Raw genomic sequence first — 20892 nt, 5'->3', positions numbered from 1 at the left:
AAGCGTATCCACGCATGGCGTGGATCTACACGCGCGGGGCGCGGCAGCGATCACGGTGGTGGCACAAGCGACACAGGGCGCGATGCAAGGTCGGCGGGGTTCGTGCCGACCAAGGTCGGCACCCACCAAAGCAGGGGCCCTTACAACGGCTTCGGCGAGAACGTCAGGGTGGCGATCACGCCACGCTGGCCGCCGGGGCGCACGCTTACCTGCCAGCCGTACAGGTCGCACAGGCGGCTGACGATCGACAGGCCGATGCCGCCGCCCTGCGAGTGGCCGGCATGCGTGCCGCGGTAGCCACGCTGGAACAGCTTGGCCGCGTCTTCCTCGCTCAGGCCCGGGCCACTGTCGGTTACCGACACCGAGTTGGTGCCGACGAACACGCGCACCTCGCCGTCCTGCGAGTACTTCACGGCGTTGCCGATCAGGTTGCCCAGTGCCACCGACAACGCCGCCTCGGGCGCGTCGATCACCAGATTGCGCTCACCTTCCAGCAGCAGCTCCAGCGGCTTGCCACCCAGCTGCGCACGGTGTGCGTCCAGCAGCTGCTCGGCCACGCGGGCGACGTTGCTGGTGCCCTGCCCGCGCTCGTTGCGCGACAGCAACAGCAGCGCGCCGATCAGATCGCTGCACTGCTGTTCGGCGCGCTGGATGCGCTGCAGGCGCTGCAGCACCTTCTCGTCCAGGCCGGGCCGGGTCAGCAGCAGCTCGGTGGCGCCACGGATCACCGCCAGCGGCGTGCGCAGCTCATGGCTGACGTCTGCATTGAATTCACGGTCGCGCTGCACCACTTCGGTCAGCCGCGAGGAATAGTCGTCCAGCGCCTGGGCCAGCTGCCCCACTTCGTCGTCGGGGAAGCGTGGTGCCAACGGCTCGGGATCACTGGTGCCGCCGCGATAGGCACGCAGCCGCGCGGCCAGATCCGACACCGGCTTCATCACCTTCGAGGCCGACCACCAGCCAAGCACCAGCGACAGCACGCTGAACACCAGCACCGACAGCACCAGCGCGCGGTTGAGCTGCTTGCCGCCGCGCACGCTGTCGGTCATGTCATAGGCGAGGAAGAACCAGGCGTCGGGCGTCTTGCGCACGGCCAGCTTGTAGGAATACGGCTCGCCGTGCTCATCGCCGCTGACGCTGTGGATACCATCGGAGAAGCCCGCCCACTGCGCGCGCTCTTCGCGCACCCGGTCGAACTTGTCCTTCGAATAGGCATAGGCCTTGATCTGCAGCACCGGTGCGTCCGGGTTATGCCCGGGGTGCTCGTAATAGCGGCGCGCATACTCGTCGATATTGCGGTTCATCAGCTCTTCCACCAGCTGGTTTTCCACGCGCAGGCGGGCCCAGTTGGTGGCGAACGCGAACAGTGTCGTCAGGCAGAAGCCCAACAACACGAACGAAACGATGATGCGGCTGCGCAGGCGCCGCCGATAAGGCGTGCGCCGGCGCTCCCCCTTGGTTGCCACCGAATCAGGCTTCCGGGGTGGCGATGCGGTATCCGATGCCATGGCGGGTCTGGATCAGCGGCACTTCAAACGGCTTGTCGACCACCGCACGCAGGCCATGGATGTGCACGCGCAGGGAATCCGAATCGGGCAGTTCTTCACCCCACACACGGGTTTCCAGCTCCTGGCGGGTCACCACGGCCGGGGCCGCTTCCATCAGCGCCTGCAGGATCTTCAGTGCGGTCGGGTTGAGCTGCAGCAGCTTGCCCTGGCGTCGCACTTCCAGCGTATCCAGGTTGTATTCCAGATCGCCGGTTTCCAGCACGCGGGTCTGCACGCCCTTGCCGCGTCGCGACAGGGCGTTCAGACGTACTTCCACTTCCTGCAGCGCGAACGGCTTGATCAGGTAGTCGTCCGCGCCGGAATCGAAGCCGGCCAGCTTGTTGTCCAGCGAATCGCGGGCGGTGAGCATCAGTACCGGGGTCTGCTTGCGCGCTTCATTGCGCAACTTGCGGCAGACCTCGATGCCGTCCATGCCTGGCAGATTGAGATCCAGCACGATCGCGTCGAACTCGTGCACCACGGCCAGGTGCAGACCGGTAACCCCGTCAGCCGCGAAGTCCACGGTGTGGCCCCGGTCCTCCAGGTAGTCGCCCAGGTTGGCCGCAATGTCACTGTTGTCTTCGATTACCAGGATTCTCACTGTCACCTCTAATTTACGAATTTGCCGATGCGCTGGGCCTGGCCCATATCACGCTGTGCCTTGTCCTTCCGCCGGGCGCGCTCGGCAACGGTAGTGCACTGCGTCGTGGACCGGTTCGAACCCGTGGCCTTTTCACGTTGGCATATTAGACGACTATCTTCACGTGCCTGTGTCAAAACCGTGTTCACGATCTGCTGGTCGTTGAAGACATCGGTTCGTACCTGTTCAGGCATGGAATCGCGGTCAGGATGCTGCTCGACAGCCGTACGCATGCGCACCAGCGCCTCGCGTACGCGGCTGCGGTCGGCCTGCTTCAGTTCGCTGTAGGTCTCGCCATCGTTGAGTTCGATTTCGATGCGCTCGATCTGCTGCTGCAGCGGCTTGCCGGGGATAAAGACCTCACCGGACTGGTTCGATGCAGAGGCGGCGGTGGCCAGGGTCAGGCCCGAGATCAGGACCGCCGACATCAGGAGGGACTTCATGACAAACGAATCCTTGTTTGAGTTGAGTGTTGACTGTATTCGCACCACCTTCACGCCAGCAAGTGCCATGCGCAGGGGCATCGGACGGCCTAGTGGTTGGTGGCGGGGTTTAAGTTGTTGAAGGTGCGCTGGTCGTTGAGCAGGGCCTTGCCCTTTTCTTCGATCCGGCGGCGCTCGGCCACGGTCAGGCAGCGGCTTTTAGGCATGTTGCTGCCGGTGGTGCGGGTGTGCTGGCAGATCTGGCGGCTGTCCTCGTGGGCGCGGACAAGCACGGTGTTGATCCGCTCCTGGTCGTTGAAGACCTCCGCCTGGACCTGCGGCGGGAGCTCCTGAAGCGTGCGGTGGTCGCCCATGCGCTGGGTGATGCGCGCCAGTGCCTGCTGCACCTGGGCGCGGTCATCAGCTGAAATCTCGCTGTACTCGCCGTCATCGAGGGCCTTCTCAACCCGCCGGACCTGCTCGGCCACCGGTGCCTGCCCGTCCATCTGTATGGCGGTCTTCTCCGGCTTGGCGGAGACAGCGCCAGACAGCCCCAGCAACAACGCGATCATCGTGATGCGGTACATCGCCAGCCTCCGGATCCATCCAGGAACGATGGGCGCCACTCTACGGCCGTCACGCTGCCTCCACAAGGGACTTCCGGCTGCATAAAAAAGACCCAGGCGGTGCCCCGCCTGGGTCTGAAGTCGTATCCCGATACCGATCCTGCTGAGAGGCAGAGCTGCGGTTCGCTAAAGGCTACGCCGGCGCCGATTAAAGGCGTGTTAAAGCCGGCCTCATTTGCCCATGAGAATTTCAAGTAATTGATTAATCATGGCTTTTTTATCTTCTCGACGTGCTCGATGATGCGCGTGGCCACATCCACCTCGCAGGCGGCTTCGATGCCCTCCAGCCCTGGCGTGGAGTTGACCTCAAGCACCAACGGGCCACGCGCGGAGCGGATCAGGTCCACGCCGCAGACCGACAAGCCCAGCGCCCTGGCCGAACGCACCGCCACCTGCTGTTCGGCGCGGCTGGCCTTGGCCGCCACCGCGGTGCCGCCTGCATGCAGGTTGGAGCGGAAGTCACCTTCCGGCGCCTGGCGCTGCATCGACGCCACCACCTGGTCACCGACTACGAAGCAACGCAGGTCGGCGCCCTTGGCTTCGCCGATGAACTCCTGCATCAGGAAGTTGGCGTACAGTCCCCGCAGGGCCTCGACAATGCCGCGCGAGGCGCTGGCCTTCTCGGTGAGGATCACGCCCCGTCCCTGGGTGCCCTCGTTGAGCTTCACCACGTGCGGGGGCGGGCCCAGCATGGACAGCAGGTCGACGGTGTCATCGGGGTTGTCGCCGAACACGGTGACCGGCATGTCGATGCCCTTGGCTGCCAGCAACTGGTGCGCGCGCAGCTTGTCGCGCGAACGCAGGATCGCATCGGACGGGTTGGGAGTGCGCGCGCCCATCAGCTCGAACTGGCGCAGCACGGCGGTGCCATAGCGGGTGATCGAGGCGCCGATGCGCGGGATCACCATGTCCACGCCGGTCATCGGCCGGCCCTTGTAGTGCATCGAAAAACCATCGGCGGCGATGCGCATGTAGCAGCGCAGCGGGTCGAGGATGCGAACGGTGTGGCCGCGCGCGCGGGCCGCCTCGACCAGCCGGCGGGTGGAGTACAGGGAGCTGTTGCGGGACAGGATGGCGAGCTTCATCGCGGCAGGATCGGACGGCAGGCGCGCAGCATAGCGCGGGCGTGTGGCGGGCGGATGATGCCCTGCAGGCCGCTGCACCTGCGTGCCTGCCGGGGCTGTGCGAAGATGGCTGTTGCCGGCTACAGGACAGGACACGGCCGGCTTACACAATCCAAGGAGAACCACAGATGCGAATGGGAATTCCGCTGTTGTTGCTGTTTGGCCTGATGGGGAGCGCCGCACACGTACAGGCTGCGCCAACCCATGCAGTCTCCCGGCTCTACTTCGATGCCAACAACACCCTGATCGGCCAGGGCCTGCGCTACTGCACGGGCAAGACCCAGCACCAGGGCGTTGCCTCACACGCCAATACCCGCTGGATCGATGTTTCCTACGCCTGCCAGGGCGACTCGACCGACGTTTCCTATGGCAGCTGGGTGCCTGCGCAACTGCGGCAGGACTTCTGCACGCTGTATGACGCCTGCACGTCACTGATGCCCTGGCCGGAACCCGGCCTGCCCGGCCCCCTCGGCAACGGCTTCTACTCAGACTGACCGCCGGTAGTCACCGTACTGTCTCCGGCGGTGGCAGCACCGTCGCCGGAGACTCCACTCACTACACCCCGGAGACTTCATGCCGTTGACGATCCTTCCGCGTTTCTCCGAAGTGGATGTACTCGGCCACGTCACCAACACCGCCCTGCCCGTCTGGTTCGAGGAAGGTCGCCAGGAGATCTTCCGCCATTTCAGTCGCGAGGCCAGCATGCGCGACCTGACGCTGATCCTGCGCCGCTACGAGATCGACTTCCTGCAGCAGATACAGCCGGGACACGAAGTGCGCATCGAGACCCGCATCGAAAACATCGGTCGCTCCTCGCTGTCGATCGTGCAGCAGGCGTTCCAGTTCGAGGCCCTGGTGGCCAGCGGGCGCTGCGTGATGGTGCATTTCGACTACACAACCAACGCCTCGCGCGCCATCGATGCAGAACAGCGCCGGGCGTTGTCAGGGCTGTTTACCGAGGAGTATGCGCAACAGGCGCAGGCGGCAGGCGCATGAGCCATACGGAAGTCCGGTCATCCGCACCCGGTACTGCCCGCAGCCCATTTCTTCAGCTTTTTCAGCGCTTTCCCGGCATGCATCGCCGACGCATGCCGGAACCTCCCTGTTTGATCCGACGCAGTCTAACCTGTGACTGAGGGCCGCTGATCCGCGCGAGGCAGGCGCAGCGAGAAGCACCCATCGCGGACACGCACGGCCAATGCGGTTTCCCGCCATTCCACAGGCAGCGCCAATGCCGTATGTGGCGTGGGGATGCGTGTGATCGCCTCGAACGTCCAGTGTTCCTCATAGGCTTCACAGCGAAGCGTTCCGTCATCGCCGACCGCGATCACATCGATCCAGGCCCCACTCCGGGTCTTGCCGCTGCCGCCCACCGCACGGCGGCCAATGGCCTGCCAACGCCCCTGCCAGTGGACGAGCCATACGCCCTCGATGGGACGCAGATCCCCATCAAGCACGCTGCCCGCCACCACCACGCATCGACCGGACGGGCTGGCAATGACCGTCTCCAGATCGCAGGCGTGACGGTCACTGGGCTCGCCATCAAGACAGAGCGCGTACGGGCAGATGCGCGCGAACAAGGTCGGATGCGCAGTCAGGCGCAGGTCGTCGGGAAGCAGCGGGATGGCCTGCAGCACCCGGGCGTCAGGCAGGACATGCCGCAACACCTGCGGCAACCCGGCGGCCAGCGCCGGATGCTCCTGTTCCAGCCATAAACCCCGGCAGGGGCGCAGCGTGGTCGATCGACTGGGAACATCCCGCAACCACATCGCGGCTTCGGCATCCCCGCCAAGCTGCCGGCGCTCGTGCAGTTCCTGCCAGAACAGGCTGGGAACAATCGCCAGCAGGTGCATCACCCTCTTGTCCGCTTCGTCGTAGACGATCACCGCTTCGCTGCGATCACTGTAGCCACTGGCCACACGCAGCCCGCTGCCCGCCAGCGCCAGCCACTCGCCGCTGGCATCGTGGCTGCCTGCGGTGGATACGCCCTCGACAATGGCGCCATCGCGCAGCATCAGGGTGCCGTAGGCCGGCCCGCCCATGCCCAGCTCGCCCCAATCCAACAGCACATCATGCGTGGGCGGCCGGGTGGCGAAGGGCAGCGTCGCCCGCGAGCGCAGCAGTGCGCCACCTACGGCATCGCCGACCAGATCGAAGTGCTGCAGCACGCCGCCCAGGGCAAGGCACGCGGCCAGGCCAATGACCACACCCCAAGGCGACCACCACACCACGCAGATCGCTACCCATATCAGGAACGGCAGCCACTGGGTGAAACGGCGGAGGGCGATTCGATCAACGGTCATGCGGGCATGGTGGCGGCGACTGCGCACCATTCAAACCCTCAACGCTGTGCCAGGCAATGGGGTTCGAACCGGCAATGCCGCTAGACTCTCGCTGCCGCTAGACTCTCGCTGATGATGGAATCGATGACTGCCGTGAATCGCCGGAATCTGCTGCAGGACATGCTGCCGCGATGGAGAGCACTGGCCAAGGCCCCGGGCCTGCCGCGCCGCACGCTTCGCCTGCCGGATTGGCAGGCGGACTGGAACGCAGGCATGGCCTTGCTTGCACGCCATGCGCGCAATGGCGGTGAATCCGCGGAGGAAACGCTGCAGGGACATGCGGCCCTGGAGCATGCCTACGGCTGGGAGACGTTTGCACAGACCGGCAGCAACCTGCTGCTGAAAGGCATCGACCGCGGTTTCGCCCCCGCGGAGTTGCAGCAGATGCATGCCGACGTAGCAGATCTCTGGCTCGAGCATGCGCGTTTGCTGGCCCTTGCCCGGGACAGCCTGCAGCAGCAAGGCCACGACATCGCGCTGGCTGCGTCGTTGCAATCGCGTACAACGCAGCACTACGAATACGCACTGCAGCTGTTGTCACTGGGCGTGCTGCTGGATGCGCAGGAACGCCTGCCGGCGCTGGTGGAGAAGGTGCTCTGTTTCGACACCGACCGCGTGCTGGACTACCTCAGCGCGCCGGCGCTGGGCCTGGTGGAAGCCAGTGATGAGGTCTTTCATCCGCGACCGTTCGCCGAGCTGTTCGCGCCGCTGCGCGGCGGTGAAGCCTTCGACCCTTCACTGCTGGCCGGCTACCTGCAGGTGCAGTACCGCGACTTCTTCCTGCTGCCGCCAAAGGCTCAGAAGCGGACCCGGCGCCTGATCGGGCCGAACGCGTGGGGCTACTGGGCATTTGAAGTGGCTGCACTGGTGGTGCTGTATGGCGGTGACGACGCCACGCTGCGCACCTGCCCGCACTACCCTTCCGACCTGGTGGACTTCGCCCGGCGTTGAGTCAGGCGCCCGGCAGGCCGGAAACACCGCCGAATCGATTCTTTTCCTCGTTGCCCGGCAGGAGCATGACCGGGAAGAGGACGAATACGCCCAACGGGATGAAGGCGATCACGACGTACCAGCCAGACTCGTCGATGTCGTGCAGTCGTCGAACGGCCAGGGCCAGCATGGGCGGAAGGAGGACGATGATCGCGCAGACCGTCATGACCCACCCCAGCGTCCGGAACGGCTCGAAGGCCTCCCCGTCGAGCAGCACGGTGCCCGTCAGCCAGTATCCGCCGTCCATCAAGGTGTAGCCCACTGCCACCACAAGGGCAGCAGACAGGGAGTACGACCAGAACTCTTTCCGGTTGGATCGCCCTGAAAAATCAAAGCAACGCCTGAGGGGCAAAAGTGCGGGGATCATTCGCGCTCCGGGCAGCGGACGATGGGAGGCAAGGGTTAACGATCTTTTAGCATCCCCAAGCCCAGCACCAACTGAACCCTGCGGCCCGGCGGACCCGGCGGACAGCGGAGGTTGCAGGAGCCCGCCGCGGCAGCCGCGCAGCCGGAGACGCAGCGCGAACTACCGCACATTTCCATAGGCGTGGGCATTCTGAATCGGATCACTGGCTTGCAGCAGTGGCGGATTGGTCGAATTCCAGTTTTCCAGAATGGCGCCTCTGCTAGCGTCACTGCTCACTCATGGATTCGAGGTTTTGAATGGCTGCGATTTCTTTTCCGCTGATGCTGGCACTGCTTTCCACCCAGGCCCCGATGGCCGCAAACGCGGAAGGTGACTACACCAGAGCCGCGGGGGCTTCGATCGGGCCTGGCATCTGCGACCCCGGCATGGACATGCTGCCGAACGGCGGAGGGGTGGTGATCCGGCGCTGCGGCACGAATGGAACGGTCGCTGGCGTTGGCAGCAATATCGATGCTGCGACGGCCAACGCCAATGGCTTCCTTGCCGTCGCCGAGGAAGGACCCGTCTGCAGTGTCTTCGCACGCGATCCCTATGTCAGCATCCCGGCACCGGGTGTCGGTATCAAGGCGCAGTGCAGTTCCACACCGCTTTCCGCCTATGGCATGACGACCACCACTGCGGGACAGAACGTGCTTGAGCTGGCCATCAACCTGGCGGCGACGCAGGCCTGGTGCAATGTCGACTACTACTATGGGTCGGCGCATGGCTATAAGTATCCCTACACCTGCAACCGCCCGGGCCAGTCCTGGAGCGTTGCCGGTCTTGGCTCCAGCGTCGATGATTCAAACGCAATGGCAATGCGGCTTGTGAAGAAATCTTCCAAGACCGGTACGCACTGCTATTTTGACAACGCCGAGTTGAATGGCGTCGTCTTCCGCGCATACCTGCACTGCAACGGATCGACCTATACCGGTTTCGGAAGTTCCGTCACTGCCGCGGCCAAGGACGCGGCTGCGCAAGCGGGCGCATAAGCCACCCGGGCTGTGGTTCGGAAGAGCCACAGCCCGACGCATTGAAGAATGAGGTTCCGGCGCCGTTGCCACACGCTGGACTGGGGTGTGGTTCAACGATTGCGCCGCGTCTGCCTGGGGTGAATACCCTGGAGACATGGAGCGGGCGATGGGAATCGAACCCACGTCAGTAGCTTGGGAAGCTCCGTAGGAATGCCATAGATTCAATGCTTTATGTTCACTTTTCGCTCCGCAATCGACTCCTTGATAGAGGACTTTATCCCGATGGAAACACGGGGTTTTCTTTGATTGCGGAGCAGACTGGCGGCATCAAACACCCCTGCTTATCTCTTGCAGCCCTGCCCTCACCCACGCCTTGCGGGCGTCCCTCGGGCGGGGCTTCGTCTCTGCCGGCGGCTTGCGCGGTTCCAACGCTTCCTTGATTCGCTCGATCTCCTTCGCCCCAGCCTCGGCCAAGCGCCGGGCCTGTTGCTGCTGCTCGCGGGTTGGCGGCAAGCCGGGCAGCGGTTCTAGCGGCTCGCTCGCCGTGCTTGCCAGCAACCGGACCACGGCCGCACGCATGCGCAACTCGTGGTAAAGCCTGGCCGCACACCATCGTTCGGCGTAGCGCTTGCCCTGGCCGATGCTGGCGGCGCGCTCGCCCTTGCTCTGCCACATCTTCCAGGCGTCGAGGTGCACACGCCCCCCACGGTCCTTGGCCGGCGTGACCTGGGCAATCTGTCGTCCACTCCACCACAGCACCCAGCCGTCTCCCATCTGAACCTAGCCAGAGGGTGGCGGTGCTGCGCGGAAGCCTTGGTAGCCGTGCGAGGGAAGCATGGCCGGAAGGATACGACCGACCGTCGCAGATCCTGCGAACGCGGCAGCGACCTGCCTGAATCGTTCGGGCAGAGTCGAGTCATAGTCGACTCTGTGCCGCGCGGCGAAGCAAGACTTGGCGACTGTGGATAATTCCCTACAAGCGAGCTGGATGTCTACCTATTGCGGGAACTGATTGAGTGCTGCGATGGTCGGGACGGCATGCTTGCCCATCTACCCACTGGCGCGTATGGAGAACCCGATGCCACATCCCTCCCCAAAGTACAGCTTTATCTACCAGTGCGTACGCCTGTCAAAGTTCGCACTCATCGCCGGCATGGTCACCTCATGCTCCAATAAAAATAATGATGTTCAGCAAGTTAGCGATGCATCGGCGAATGAAGCACCCGCGACATCGGCAGAGATTCGAAGTCTCACTCCAAAATCGACAGCAGTCGATGCCGACCTCCAATCTGCACAGCGCTTACCAGATGTTCCCGTGCAAGACCTGTATCCGTCCCTTCGCAATAGAGCAGAAGCTGGAGATCTGGAAGCAAAACGACAGCTGTTCTTGGTACTCAACGAATGCCGCGTTGCAATGCAACCAGAGAGGCCCATTGACTACTCTGATAGCCAAGTCTCTCCAGACATCCTCAAAGCCAGCGGAAAGACACAAGAACAATTCTTGGCAGATCAGCAATTGCGCTCTCTTGCTTCCACTGAAGAGAAGCTCAAGCAGTGTGAGGGCATTCCAGGCGACGCACTAAAGGAAACGTCCCGGTGGCTCAAGGAGGCGGCGGAAGGGGGCGACACCTACGCGCGGCTAGCCTATTACAACTATCAGGACGTCATCGTTGGTGATCAGCAAGAACAAACAGTATCGGCCAAAAAAGTTAAGCAGTTCAATGAAGACTCATATCGGTACATCAAAAGTGTTGCTGACACCGGCAATCCGGATGGGCTCTTCACTCTAGGAACTGCGTATGAGCGCGGAATCATTACGCCGAAGGACCCAGTCCTTGCCTACGCCTACAGAAAAGCTGCAGGGCAGCTGACCCCCATTGGTGGAAACGACCAAATATTGGACATCATGGCGCAGTCCATGTCTCCGTCTGATCTAAGGAAGGCCAATCAAGTGGCCGCTACGCTGGCACAGAGGAGCAGGAAATGAAGATAAGGCATACAGCAGCAATCCTGCTGGTCTTTTTGCTAGCAGTAACGGTTTATGTGCATGCACAAGTTCAAGGAACGAGAAGCATCGGAACCTATCCTTGCAACAACTGCATGCTTGGCTATCCTAGAATCGACCCTCAGACTTCAAATGAACTTACTCTCGCAATAGCGAGCTTCAACAGACTTGTTGTCTTGGAAAATCTCGCAATTGCCCCCGGAGACATCATAACAATGTGCAACGGAAGTGCTTGTGTTGGATATCAAGTTACCCTGGGCGGAGACGGATACATAGGAGTCAAACATGAAACCCAGACCAGTACCACTCCTCCGACGTCAGGTGGAAATGGTGGCGGCATCGGCTCAGGTGCTGGCTATGGAGCGGGTCAGGGCGTAGGCAATGGTGGCGGCGCCGACGTAGGCGGCGGCAGCTACGGCAGCGGCGGCCGCACTGGTAGCGTCAGCGTCGGTGGACCTAAGCCTGTTGGTCGCCCTACAAACGAAGACTGAAGTGCCTGCGACGATCTGAATAAATGAGCGGCCTTTCTAGGCCGCCTTCGTTCATTCGCCGTGGCGCGGCCGCTCAATGCCCAGTCACGTCGATCAACACGAAGTGGCCGGATGCACTGAACTGTGTCGCATTGTCGGCAGCGCCGGCATAGTAGAAGCGCCCGGAACTCCCCCCACCGGTCGCATCCCCCTGCGGCCCGGTCAGGCGAAAGCCCACGCCACGCTCAATCCGCTGACACGAACGAGACGAGATCACCGCGTAGCGCCTACCAGCCGGGACCTGCATATAGGCACCCTCGGCCGCTCCGAACGGAGCAGTCGTCACGCCTACAATGCGAAGGGGCTTTGCCCAGGACGCGAATGCCAGCTCGCCGGTGTGCACGGGACATTCGCGAAGCGCAGGCCCAGCTGGGGCATTCCTCGGTCACAACGACCGAGATCTACGTGCGGAAAAAGAGAGGCTCGAAAGCGACGCCCACTCGATAGGGCCTTGGGAAAAGTGTGTGGCAACTAAAGCGTAACGCCTTGATTTTATTGACCCATGATGCGCGCGAAGTGAATCTAACCACTCACCAAGTGAGGATTCCCATATGAAGCGCGCGTACTCAAGCGATCCAGTCAAACTGCTTGGCTTGGCCCTTGTGGTTGATGTCCACGAACGTCCAAAAATATCTGCTGCAATCGCCGAGCTACACCTTGAAGGGGAATGGGTAGTCAGCGGAACCGCAGTAGAAACATACCGGGAAGGCTCAGGGACAGCGTCAAGCGCTGACCTATGGACGTGGTTAGCAGCTGACGAGAAAGACGCAAGCCGATTGCAGGCCTGGATGGACTCAAGAAGCGACTAGCTCAGCAGAATTGCGGAGCGGTCTGGATATTGCGGAGTGCCAGAAATGGCGAAAAGCCTTGGGAGACATGGAGCGGGCGATGGGAATCGAACCCACGTCAGTAGCTTGGGAAGCTACAGCTCTACCATTGAGCTACGCCCGCATTGCGGATGAAAGTCTATGCGGAGCGGCCGGTGTTGCGCAATGGTGGCCGCCGCACCCGCCAGGCATGACCCGGCGCTGCCGTGCAGGCATCCCAGGCACCTTGCGGTGCCCGGGATGTTGCATTCATCAGAAGCTGCCACCCACGGTGGCGAAGATCGTCGCGTCACGGGCACGCTTCTGCGCGGCCGTGGTGCTCAGGCCAACGTTGCCCTGCAGGCCGAACAGGTCCATGCGCGCACCCAGTACGGCAGTGGCGTAGTTCTTGTCGAAGTCCAGGCCCGGCACACGGTAGCTGCCCAGTTCCGGCAGGGTCTGCAGCCACGCGCTGGCCTGCTTGGTGTCCTCGAATTCGTGGTCGTAGGTCACCTGCACGTACGGCTTGACGGTGCCGCCATCGAAGCGGGCCTGCCAGCCGACGCGGCCGACGGTCGAATCGACGTCCTGGCGGTCGTAGCCCAGCGCGGTAGCCATGGTGCCGGCGGTGGCGCTTTCGCTGTAACCGTCGATCTTCACCTTCTGCCAGATCACCGCAGCGATCGGGCCGTGACGGAAGCCACCCTCGGTGCCGAACTCGTAACCGGCATTCAGTGCAGCGGTCAGGTTGCTGCCGTCCGGCGAGCCACCGTGTTCGCGGGTGGCCGGGCCCAGCTGGACCTTGCGGTTCACGTCATACGACAACCAGGTGTAGCTGACCTGGCCGTTGACCCAGACGCGGTCGCCATACCAGGCAGCGAACAGGCCGGCGGTGGTGTCCTTCTGGGTGAAGTCGCCACGGCTGTTGCCGAAGTCGGCACTCATGCGGCCGAAGCCGGCGAAGCCGCCGACCACCACGCCGTCACGTGCCCAGTCGACACCGAACAGGCCGGCCGGCGCCACGCCGTCATACAGGTCGGCGTGGTCATAGCGCTGCATGTCACCGCGCACGCCACCCCACCACGACAGGCCATCGGCCGGACGGGCGCCCAGGTGGTTGCTGACCTGGTCGGCACGCGAACGGCCGACCGTCTGTGCCGAGTGGCTCAGCACCTGCTGCAGGCGCGGAGCCTCCAGCACCGAGACGGCGTACTGGCCCAGCAGCTGGTGACCGGTCACGGTGGGATGCACGCCATCGGCGAACAGATAGGTCTGGTACGCATCGGGGCTGACGTAGGTCGTCGGGTTGCAGCCGATGATGCTGCCCGTGGTGTTGGCCGGGTTGATCTTGCAGGCGGTGCCGGTGACGTTGGTGAAGCCGTACATGCCCGGGTTGGCGGTCACTTCACGCAGGATGCTGAAGGTATCGAGCGGAATGAACTCGATGCCCGCCTGCTTCAGGCCGCCGTACAGTGCCTTGTTGTAGCCCACCGACATGGCGGTGGCGGCTGCCGCGTTGGGGCCGCGGAACTGCGGGGTGATGCCCACGTCCGGCAGGTTCGGCACCAGCACGTACTGGGCACCGGCCTGCTTCAGGGCGCCGACCAGCGCGATCTGGTCGGTGACCGCCGCGCCGATGATGCCCTGCACCTGGGCCGGCGACGCACCCGCGCCGGCAGCACCGGCCGCGGCGAACAGGTCGTTGGCGCCGCCCCAGACGGTATACAGGGCATTACGATCAGCCTTGCCGCCGTTTGCGGCCAGGTAACGGGCCGCCTGCGACTTCAACGACGGGATTGCGCCAAGGGCACCACCGCCTTCGACCGACACGCGGGCACCGCCGACAGCGTAGTTGTCGCCGTTCTGGCCGTTGCCGTTGGGGTCCTTGTTGAGGCCGTAGTAGTTGGCGACCTGCTGCGACCACACCCAGCCCGGGTTGGTGGTGAACTGGCCGGAGAGCCCCTGGGTGGCCTCAGGCAGCAGCGGGCGGAAATAGCCGGCGTCGGTGAGGCTGTCGCCGAAGAACACCGCCTTGGAATACGGACTTTCGCCTGCCATGGCCGGCAGCGCGGCGAGTGCGATCGCAGCCGCCATCAGGGAGCGGATCGGGTGTTTGCTGAGCTGCATCTAGGAACTCCTGTGGGGTAAATAGGTTGGAATCCGGCGCACGTACGCCGGCGCACGGTCAATGGTTTCACCGCGCCGCCGTTTGCTCACGCTGCGCCGCCGCATGGATTGTCGCCTGATCACGCCGGAACCCGCTGTGCTGGAGCTGGCGCCCGGTTCAAATTGCAAACATTCCGATCCCGACGGGCTATCAGCGACAATGCAGGGATGAACATCCAGCTCAACGGCGAACCCCGCACCCTGCCCGCCTCGGCGACCCTCCACGACCTGCTCGAGGCCGAGCAGCTGCTGCAGCGCCGGGTGGCGGTGGAGGTCAACGGCGAGATCGTCAGCCGCAGCCGCCATGGCGAGCACGTCCTGGCCGAAGGCGACATTGTCGAGATCGTGCACGCGCTGGGCGGGGGCTGAGGCCATCCCGGGTAGTGGGGGGGGGGGGGGGGGGGCGGGGGGGGGCCGGGGGGGGGCGCGGGGGGGGGGGGGCGGGGGGCCCCCGCGGCCCCGGCCGCGCCCCCCCCCCCCCCCCCCGCCCCCCGCCCGGCGCCCCCCCCCCCCCCCCCACTACCCTACCAATCCACGGCCTGCACGCCATTGCGTGATCCCATCTTCAGGCGGATAAGCGATAATCGCGCCATGAACGTTCATGTCTCCCCCGATTCGCTGGTGATCGCCGGCAAGACCTATGGCTCGCGGCTGCTCACCGGCACCGGCAAGTTCAAGGATCTGGAAGAAACCCGCCTGGCCACCGAGGCTGCAGGCGCCCAGATCGTCACCGTGGCCATCCGCCGCACCAACATCGGGCAGAACCCGGGCGAGCCGAACCTGCTGGACGTGCTGCCGCCGGAGCGCTACACCATCCTGCCCAACACCGCCGGCTGCTACACCGCCGAAGACGCGGTGCGTACCTGCCGGCTGGCACGTGAGCTGCTGGACGGCCACAACCTGACCAAGCTGGAAGTGCTGGGCGACCAGAAGTCGCTGTACCCGGACGTGGTGCAGACCCTCAAGGCCGCCGAACAGCTGGTCAAGGACGGCTTCGAGGTGATGGTCTATACCTCCGACGATCCGATCCTGGCCAAGCGCCTGGAAGAGATCGGCTGCGCTGCGGTGATGCCGCTGGCCGCACCGATCGGTTCGGGCCTGGGCATCCAGAACAAGTACAACCTGCTGCAGATCATCGAAGACGCCAAGGTGCCGATCATCGTCGACGCCGGCGTGGGCACCGCGTCGGACGCGGCAATCGCGATGGAGCTGGGCTGCGACGGCGTACTGATGAACACCGCCATTGCCGGTGCACGCAGCCCGGTGCTGATGGCCAGTGCCATGCGCAAGGCGGTCGAGGCCGGCCGCGAGGCGTTCCTGGCCGGGCGCATCCCGCGCAAGCGCTACGCCAGCGCCTCCTCCCCGGTGGATGGGCTGATCGGCTGATGACCAATCCTTTCGACAGCGCCGGTTCCAAGGCTCCGCCCAAGCCCTTCACCGTGAGCGAGGGCCGCCGCGAGGTGCGCAGCTTCGTGTTGCGCCAGGGCCGTTTCACCCCTGCCCAGCAGCGCGCGTTCGACGAACGCTGGCCGCGCTTCGGCATCGACTACAACGGCCAACCGCGTGACCTGGACGCCACTTTCGGGCGCCCAGCGCACAAGGTGCTGGAAATCGGCTTCGGCAACGGTGCCGCGCTGCGCTTCGCCGCCCAGCATGATCCGTCGCGTGATTACATCGGCATCGAAGTGCACGCGCCCGGCGTGGGTCGCCTGCTGAACGCGCTGGCCGACGACAACGCCGACCATGTGCGCCTGTACCACCACGATGCGGTGGAAGTGCTGCAGAACGAGATCGCCGATGGCGCGCTGGATGAAGTGCGCATCTACTTCCCGGACCCGTGGCACAAGAAGCGCCACAACAAGCGCCGCCTGCTGCAGCCTGCATTTGCCGAGCTGCTGGTGCGAAAGCTGCGCCCGGGCGGCCGCCTGCACTGCGCCACCGACTGGGAAGACTACGCCGAGCAGATGTGGGACGTGCTTGATGCCACCGCCGGCCTGGTCAACCGCGCCGGCCCGCGTGGCAGCGTGCCGCGCCCGGACTGGCGCCCGCAGACGCACTTCGAGACCCGCGGCCAGAAGCTCGGCCACGGCGTCTGGGACCTGCTGTACGACCGCACCTGACGATCGCCTGAGGACACCGCGCCCCACATGGATACCGCGCTGACGCTGACCAACGACATGAAGCTCGTGCTCGGGCTGGTCGGCTTCACGATGGCGATGTTCCTGTTCGAGCGCATCCGCGCCGACGTGGTCGCGCTGGTGGTGCTGGTGGTGCTCGGTGTCACCGGGCTGATCGCGCCGGAGGAAATCTTCGGCGGCTTCTCCGGTAACGCGGTGATGAGCATCATCGCCACCACCATCCTCGGTGCGGGCCTGGACCGCACCGGGGCGCTGAACCGGCTGGCCGCGTGGCTGCTGCGGCGCGGTCATGGCGTCGAGCAGCGGCTGCTGATGATGACCACGGCCATTGCCGGCCTGAATTCCTCTTTCATGCAGAACCCGTCGGTGATGGCGTTGTACCTGCCCGTCGCCTCGCGACTGGCAGCGCGCACCGGGCTGACCCTGCAGCGCCTGCTGCTGCCGATCTCGGCGGCGATCGTGATGGGCGGCGCGCTGACCATGGTCGGCAATTCGCCGCTGATCCTGCTGAACGATCTGCTGGCCTCGGCCAACAACAACCTGCCCTCGGGCCTCGCCACCATCGAGCCGCTGCGCATGTTCGCGCCGCTGCCGATCGGTGTGGCACTGTTGGTCGCCTCGCTGCTGTACTTCCGCTACTACGGCGACCGCAAGCTGATCGAGGAAGAGAACCTGGTCAACGACGGGGTCACGCCCGCGCGCACCGAGAGCTACTTCGCCAAGACCTATGGCATCGAAGGCGATGTGTTCGAGCTGGTGGTCAGTGCCGAAAGCCCGCTGGTGGGCATGACCCTGGGCGAGGCCGAGAACCTGCACGATGCCCCGCTGCTGCTGGCCCTGAAAACCGGCAATGACACCCGCCTGGCGCCACCGGCGGAGATGCGCATCTGGGTCGGCAGCGTCCTCGGCGCGATGGGCCCGCGCGAGCAGATCAACGATTTCGCGCAGAACCAGTTCCTGCGCATGTCTTCGCGGCTGAAGCACCTGGGCGACCTGTTCAACCCGAGCCGTGCCGGTATTTCCGAAGCGGTGGTGCCGCCGACCTCGAACGTGATCGGCAAGAGCGCGGCTGACCTGCGCCTGCGCAAGGAGCGCGGCATCAGTCTGCTGGCCATCAACCGCGACAAGCAGGTGATCCGCGAGGACGTGCGCGACGTGCAGCTGCGCGCCGGCGACATGCTGGTCTTCCACAGCATCTGGACCGACCTGGCGCAGGCCGCCCGCAGCCGGGACTTCGTGGTGGTGACCGACTACCCGACCGGCGAGCAGCGCCCGCACAAGTTCAAGATCGCCATGGCGATCTTCGCCTTGACCATCCTGATCGCGCTGACCAGCAAGCTGCCGGTGGCGCTGACGCTGATGACCGGCGTGGCCGGCATGCTGCTGACCGGCGTGCTGCGCATGGACGAGGCCTACGCCTCGATCAACTGGAAAACGGTATTCATGATGGCCGGGCTGATTCCGCTCGGCTGGGCGATGGATTCCAGTGGCGCGGCGGCATGGGTGGCCGGCCATACCATCGACAAGCTGCCCACCGGCATCCCGGTGTGGGTGCTGGAGGTGGCGCTGGCACTGCTGACCACGGCGTTCTCGCTGGTGATCAGCCATGTGGGCGCGACCATCGTGATGGTGCCGATCGCGGTGAACCTGGCACTGGCGGCGGGCGGCAATCCGACCGCGTTCGCGCTGATCGTCGCGCTGTCGGCGTCCAACAATCTGATGACGGCCTCCAACCCGGTGATATCGATGATCACCGGCCCGGCCAACTACACCCCGCGCGAGATGTGGCGGGTCGGCGGCCCGCTGTCGCTGATCTACACCTGCGTGGTGGTGCTGATGATCAACCTGATGTTCTGAGGGTTGGGTTGTTGGCAGGGCTGCGCCCTGCACCCGCAGAGGCCGAAGCAACGGCAAAAGCGTGCATTTCGTGGGATGGCGGGGTGGGTCCTGCAATGCTTTGGTAGGTGTCGACCTTGGTCGACACGGCTTTTGTAGAGTCGAGCCATGCTCGATTGCTTCCGGCCTCAGGCCAGGTAGACCTGCCCGTCGCGCACGTCCACCGGCACCGCGCGCAGGCGGTCGCCCTTGCAGGGGCCGGCGATGCAGTCGCCGCTGTCCAGGGCGAACGAGGCGCCATGCGCGGCGCACACCAGGTGGCCTTCGCGGCTCTTCAGGAACTGGCCCGGGGCCCAGTCCAGGCGACGGCCGGCGTGCGGGCAGATGTTCAGGAAAGCGCGCACCTGCGCGCCGTCGCGGTACAGCACCAGCGACTCGGCATCGCCATCAACCACCGCTTCGACCTCGGCAAACGCGCCATCGGTAATGGCATCAAGGGCGATCAGGGCAGCAGCGGCAGTCATGGCGAAGGCTCGGACAGTAAACCCGCATTGTCGCACGCCCACTCAGGTGACTGGCTGCGACATGAACACAAGTCATTGATCCGTAATAAGCACAGGCTATATTTAACGAGTTTTTCACTCAATGACAGTGGCGCGTCCCGATACTCTGTTTTCGCTGATCCCAGCCTATCGAGCCGCCATGTTCAATCGTGCATCCGCCGTCAACCAGTTCCGCACCCTGTTCGCGCCGCGCAAGCCGCGCCACCCGCTGGTGCGCATTGCCGTGGGCCTGCTTGGCCTGGCGATCCTGGCCGCGATGGTGTTCATCGGCGTGTTTGTTGGTGCGGCGATGATTCTGGTCGGCCTGGCGTGGAAGCTGCTGGCTTCGCGCAAGCCGGGCGTTGCCCGTCCGGTCGACCCGACCGTGGTCGAAGGCGAGTACCGCGTGGTGCGCAAGCCGGTGCTGCCGGCCTCGCGTTGATCCACGCCCTCCGCGCCCGCTGACGGCGGGCGCCATGCGTTTTAGACTGCGGTCACGCCCTTCCTGGATGCCCGCATGTCCGATGTCTCCGATGTGATCCCTGCCGTAGCCGTGCCGCGTGTGCCGGTAGCCGGTGGTGGCAGTTTCCCTGTGCACCGCATCTACTGCGTCGGCCGCAACTTCGCCGACCATGCCCGCGAAATGGGCGCAGCGGTGCCGGCGGCCGATGATCGCGGCCGCCCGATGTTCTTCAGCAAGCCGGCCGATGCGATCGTGGTCGGCCACGACGATGCCATCCCCTACCCACCGGCAACCGCCAACCTGCACCACGAAGTGGAGCTGGTGGTGGCGATCGGCCGCGATGCGCCCGTTGGCGAGCTGGCCCTGGCCGATGCCGAGGCACTGGTCTACGGCTATGCCGTGGGACTGGACCTGACGCGCCGCGACCTGCAGGCCGCGGCCAAGGACAAGGGCCACCCGTGGGATGCGGCCAAGGGCTTCGATGCTTCCGCGCCGATCAGCGAAATCGTCCACGCCGAGGAAGTGGGCGACCTGGCCGCGCTGAACCTGTCGCTGGAGGTCAACGGCGAAGTACGCCAGCAGGCGCTGCTCGACCAGATGATCTGGAACGTGCCGGAGATCCTGCACGAACTGTCCAAGCTGTGGCAGCTGCGTGCTGGCGACCTGGTGTTCATGGGTACGCCGTCGGGCGTGGCCGCACTGAAGCCGGGCGACCGCTTCAGCGCGCGCCTGGAAAACGTGGCCGAGCGCCACGGCGTGATCGCCGGCTGACATCACCTGCGCTACCCTGCGCGCTGTCCACTTCCCCCACCGGAGAAAAACAACAATGGGAATGCTCACCGAGTTCAAGGAATTCGCGATGCGCGGCAACGTCATCGACCTCGCCGTCGGCGTGGTGATCGGCGCGGCCTTCGGCAAGATCGTGACGGCGCTGGTCGAGAAGATCATCATGCCGCCGCTGGGCATGCTGATCGGCAAGGTGGATTTCTCGCAGCTGGCGTGGACGCTGGCGCCGGCCCGCATCGGGCCGGACGGCAAGGAGATTCCGGCCGTGGTGATTGGCTACGGTGATTTCATCAACACCCTGATCCAGTTCGTGATCGTGGCGTTCGCCATTTTCCTGGTGATCAAGGTGATCAACCGCCTGTCGCGCAAGAAGGAAGCCGCCCCGGCCGCACCGGCCGAGGACGTGGTGCTGCTGCGCGAGATCCGCGACAGCCTGAAGAAGTAAGGCCGCCTACCGGTAGTGGGGGGGGGGGGGGGGGCCCCGGGGGGGGGCGGGGGGGGGGGGGGGGGGGGGGCGGCGGCGCGGCCGGCGGGGGGGGCCCCCCCCCC

At 64.6% G+C, this 20892-nt stretch carries 23 protein-coding genes, 1 tRNA gene and 1 pseudogene; 14 read left to right on the top strand and 11 right to left on the bottom strand.

The genetic code is table 11. The features are described 5' to 3' along the window. Window positions 1-140: 140 nt before the first annotated feature. The 5 genes from V3B46_RS11840 to rimK all read right to left on the bottom strand — a co-directional run bounded on the left by V3B46_RS11840 (window position 141) and on the right by rimK (window position 4320). Window positions 141-1508 (bottom strand): sensor histidine kinase, encoded by a 1368-nt coding sequence (locus V3B46_RS11840; RefSeq protein ID WP_032128829.1) that lies wholly within the window; start codon window positions 1506-1508, stop codon window positions 141-143. Further along, window positions 1471-2148, bottom strand: coding sequence for a response regulator transcription factor (locus tag V3B46_RS11835; RefSeq protein WP_005410804.1), 678 nt, complete (start codon window positions 2146-2148; stop codon window positions 1471-1473). Before V3B46_RS11835 ends, V3B46_RS11840 begins: the two co-directional genes overlap by 38 nt. Before the next feature lie 8 nt (window positions 2149-2156). Then, entirely contained in the window at window positions 2157-2630 is a 474-nt protein-coding gene (locus V3B46_RS11830) for a hypothetical protein (RefSeq protein WP_049425106.1), read from the bottom strand. An 89-nt stretch (window positions 2631-2719) separates the two neighbouring features. Continuing rightward, complete coding sequence (locus V3B46_RS11825) at window positions 2720-3196, bottom strand: hypothetical protein (RefSeq protein WP_053443431.1); 477 nt, start codon at window positions 3194-3196, stop codon at window positions 2720-2722. A gap of 245 nt (window positions 3197-3441) precedes the next feature. Next, the gene (gene rimK, locus V3B46_RS11820) at window positions 3442-4320 is read right to left on the bottom strand and encodes a 30S ribosomal protein S6--L-glutamate ligase (protein WP_329891963.1); all 879 of its coding nucleotides are present in this window, start codon (window positions 4318-4320) and stop codon (window positions 3442-3444) included. A 167-nt stretch (window positions 4321-4487) separates the two neighbouring features. Here rimK and V3B46_RS11815 point away from each other — a divergent pair, with 167 nt between their 5' ends. Further along, window positions 4488-4853, top strand: a complete 366-nt coding sequence (locus tag V3B46_RS11815; RefSeq protein ID WP_329891962.1) for a hypothetical protein — start codon at window positions 4488-4490, stop codon at window positions 4851-4853. 79 nt (window positions 4854-4932) lie between these two features. Next, entirely contained in the window at window positions 4933-5355 is a 423-nt protein-coding gene (locus V3B46_RS11810) for an acyl-CoA thioesterase (protein WP_154353254.1), read from the top strand. Between the two features lie 125 nt (window positions 5356-5480). Here the strand turns inward: V3B46_RS11810 and V3B46_RS11805 are convergent, their stop codons facing one another. Continuing rightward, window positions 5481-6662, bottom strand: a complete 1182-nt coding sequence (locus V3B46_RS11805; protein WP_229301090.1) for a hypothetical protein — start codon at window positions 6660-6662, stop codon at window positions 5481-5483. 123 nt (window positions 6663-6785) lie between these two features. Here V3B46_RS11805 and V3B46_RS11800 point away from each other — a divergent pair, with 123 nt between their 5' ends. After that, window positions 6786-7652 carry a PoNe immunity protein domain-containing protein gene (locus V3B46_RS11800; RefSeq protein WP_329891961.1) on the top strand — a complete coding sequence of 289 codons (867 nt, stop codon included), beginning with the start codon at window positions 6786-6788 and terminating at the stop codon, window positions 7650-7652. Window position 7653: 1 nt separating this feature from the next. On the opposite strand, the gene V3B46_RS11795 is transcribed toward V3B46_RS11800, so the two are convergent. Then, entirely contained in the window at window positions 7654-8058 is a 405-nt protein-coding gene (locus V3B46_RS11795; RefSeq protein ID WP_329891960.1) for a DUF805 domain-containing protein, read from the bottom strand. 296 nt (window positions 8059-8354) lie between these two features. On the opposite strand from V3B46_RS11795, the gene V3B46_RS11790 reads away from it, so the two are divergent. Next, entirely contained in the window at window positions 8355-9089 is a 735-nt protein-coding gene (locus V3B46_RS11790; protein ID WP_329891959.1) for a hypothetical protein, read from the top strand. Window positions 9090-9398: 309 nt separating this feature from the next. Here the strand turns inward: V3B46_RS11790 and V3B46_RS11785 are convergent, their stop codons facing one another. Further along, complete coding sequence (locus V3B46_RS11785) at window positions 9399-9845, bottom strand: hypothetical protein (RefSeq protein WP_229655246.1); 447 nt, start codon at window positions 9843-9845, stop codon at window positions 9399-9401. A 304-nt stretch (window positions 9846-10149) separates the two neighbouring features. Here V3B46_RS11785 and V3B46_RS11780 point away from each other — a divergent pair, with 304 nt between their 5' ends. The 3 genes and pseudogenes from V3B46_RS11780 to V3B46_RS11770 all read left to right on the top strand — a co-directional run. Then, entirely contained in the window at window positions 10150-11058 is a 909-nt protein-coding gene (locus V3B46_RS11780) for an SEL1-like repeat protein (protein ID WP_154264265.1), read from the top strand. Beyond that, window positions 11055-11567, top strand: a complete 513-nt coding sequence (locus V3B46_RS11775) for a hypothetical protein (RefSeq protein WP_329891958.1) — start codon at window positions 11055-11057, stop codon at window positions 11565-11567. Before V3B46_RS11780 ends, V3B46_RS11775 begins: the two co-directional genes overlap by 4 nt. Before the next feature lie 378 nt (window positions 11568-11945). Further along, window positions 11946-12053: pseudogene (locus tag V3B46_RS11770) on the top strand (integrase); the annotation flags it as partial. 430 nt (window positions 12054-12483) lie between these two features. Here the strand turns inward: V3B46_RS11770 and V3B46_RS11765 are convergent. After that, window positions 12484-12557 (bottom strand) — tRNA-Gly (locus V3B46_RS11765). Between the two features lie 128 nt (window positions 12558-12685). Further along, window positions 12686-14539: an autotransporter outer membrane beta-barrel domain-containing protein gene (locus V3B46_RS11760; RefSeq protein ID WP_329891957.1), complete on the bottom strand. Its 1854-nt coding sequence runs from the start codon at window positions 14537-14539 to the stop codon at window positions 12686-12688. Between the two features lie 207 nt (window positions 14540-14746). Between V3B46_RS11760 and thiS the strand changes: the two genes are divergently transcribed. The 4 genes from thiS (at window position 14747) to V3B46_RS11740 (ending at window position 18573) form a co-directional block, all read left to right on the top strand. Next, window positions 14747-14947, top strand: a complete 201-nt coding sequence (thiS, locus tag V3B46_RS11755) for a sulfur carrier protein ThiS (protein ID WP_010481472.1) — start codon at window positions 14747-14749, stop codon at window positions 14945-14947. 222 nt (window positions 14948-15169) lie between these two features. After that, window positions 15170-15964 carry a thiazole synthase gene (locus V3B46_RS11750; protein ID WP_010481470.1) on the top strand — a complete coding sequence of 265 codons (795 nt, stop codon included), beginning with the start codon at window positions 15170-15172 and terminating at the stop codon, window positions 15962-15964. Continuing rightward, a complete protein-coding gene (gene trmB, locus V3B46_RS11745) occupies window positions 15964-16698 on the top strand; it encodes a tRNA (guanosine(46)-N7)-methyltransferase TrmB (RefSeq protein WP_010481468.1) in 735 nt (244 codons plus the stop codon). The genes V3B46_RS11750 and trmB overlap by 1 nt, the downstream gene beginning before the upstream one ends. A 27-nt stretch (window positions 16699-16725) precedes the next feature. Next, window positions 16726-18573, top strand: coding sequence for an SLC13 family permease (locus tag V3B46_RS11740; RefSeq protein WP_329891956.1), 1848 nt, complete (start codon window positions 16726-16728; stop codon window positions 18571-18573). Between the two features lie 167 nt (window positions 18574-18740). Here the strand turns inward: V3B46_RS11740 and V3B46_RS11735 are convergent, their stop codons facing one another. Then, entirely contained in the window at window positions 18741-19076 is a 336-nt protein-coding gene (locus tag V3B46_RS11735) for a Rieske (2Fe-2S) protein (protein ID WP_329891955.1), read from the bottom strand. A 178-nt stretch (window positions 19077-19254) separates the two neighbouring features. On the opposite strand from V3B46_RS11735, the gene V3B46_RS11730 reads away from it, so the two are divergent. The 3 genes from V3B46_RS11730 to mscL all read left to right on the top strand — a co-directional run bounded on the left by V3B46_RS11730 (window position 19255) and on the right by mscL (window position 20788). Further along, the gene (locus tag V3B46_RS11730) at window positions 19255-19536 is read left to right on the top strand and encodes a hypothetical protein (protein ID WP_154353259.1); all 282 of its coding nucleotides are present in this window, start codon (window positions 19255-19257) and stop codon (window positions 19534-19536) included. A 75-nt stretch (window positions 19537-19611) separates the two neighbouring features. Beyond that, window positions 19612-20328, top strand: coding sequence for a fumarylacetoacetate hydrolase family protein (locus V3B46_RS11725; protein WP_154353260.1), 717 nt, complete (start codon window positions 19612-19614; stop codon window positions 20326-20328). A gap of 55 nt (window positions 20329-20383) precedes the next feature. After that, complete coding sequence (gene mscL, locus V3B46_RS11720) at window positions 20384-20788, top strand: large-conductance mechanosensitive channel protein MscL (RefSeq protein ID WP_329891954.1); 405 nt, start codon at window positions 20384-20386, stop codon at window positions 20786-20788. The last annotated feature ends 104 nt before the right edge of the window (window positions 20789-20892 follow it).

This window comes from Stenotrophomonas sp. SMYL11 (genome assembly GCF_036320005.1).
GTDB lineage: Bacteria > Pseudomonadota > Gammaproteobacteria > Xanthomonadales > Xanthomonadaceae > Stenotrophomonas > Stenotrophomonas maltophilia_A.
The sequence above is the reverse complement of the archived record's forward strand: the minus strand, read 5'-3'. Positions and strand labels throughout refer to the sequence as shown.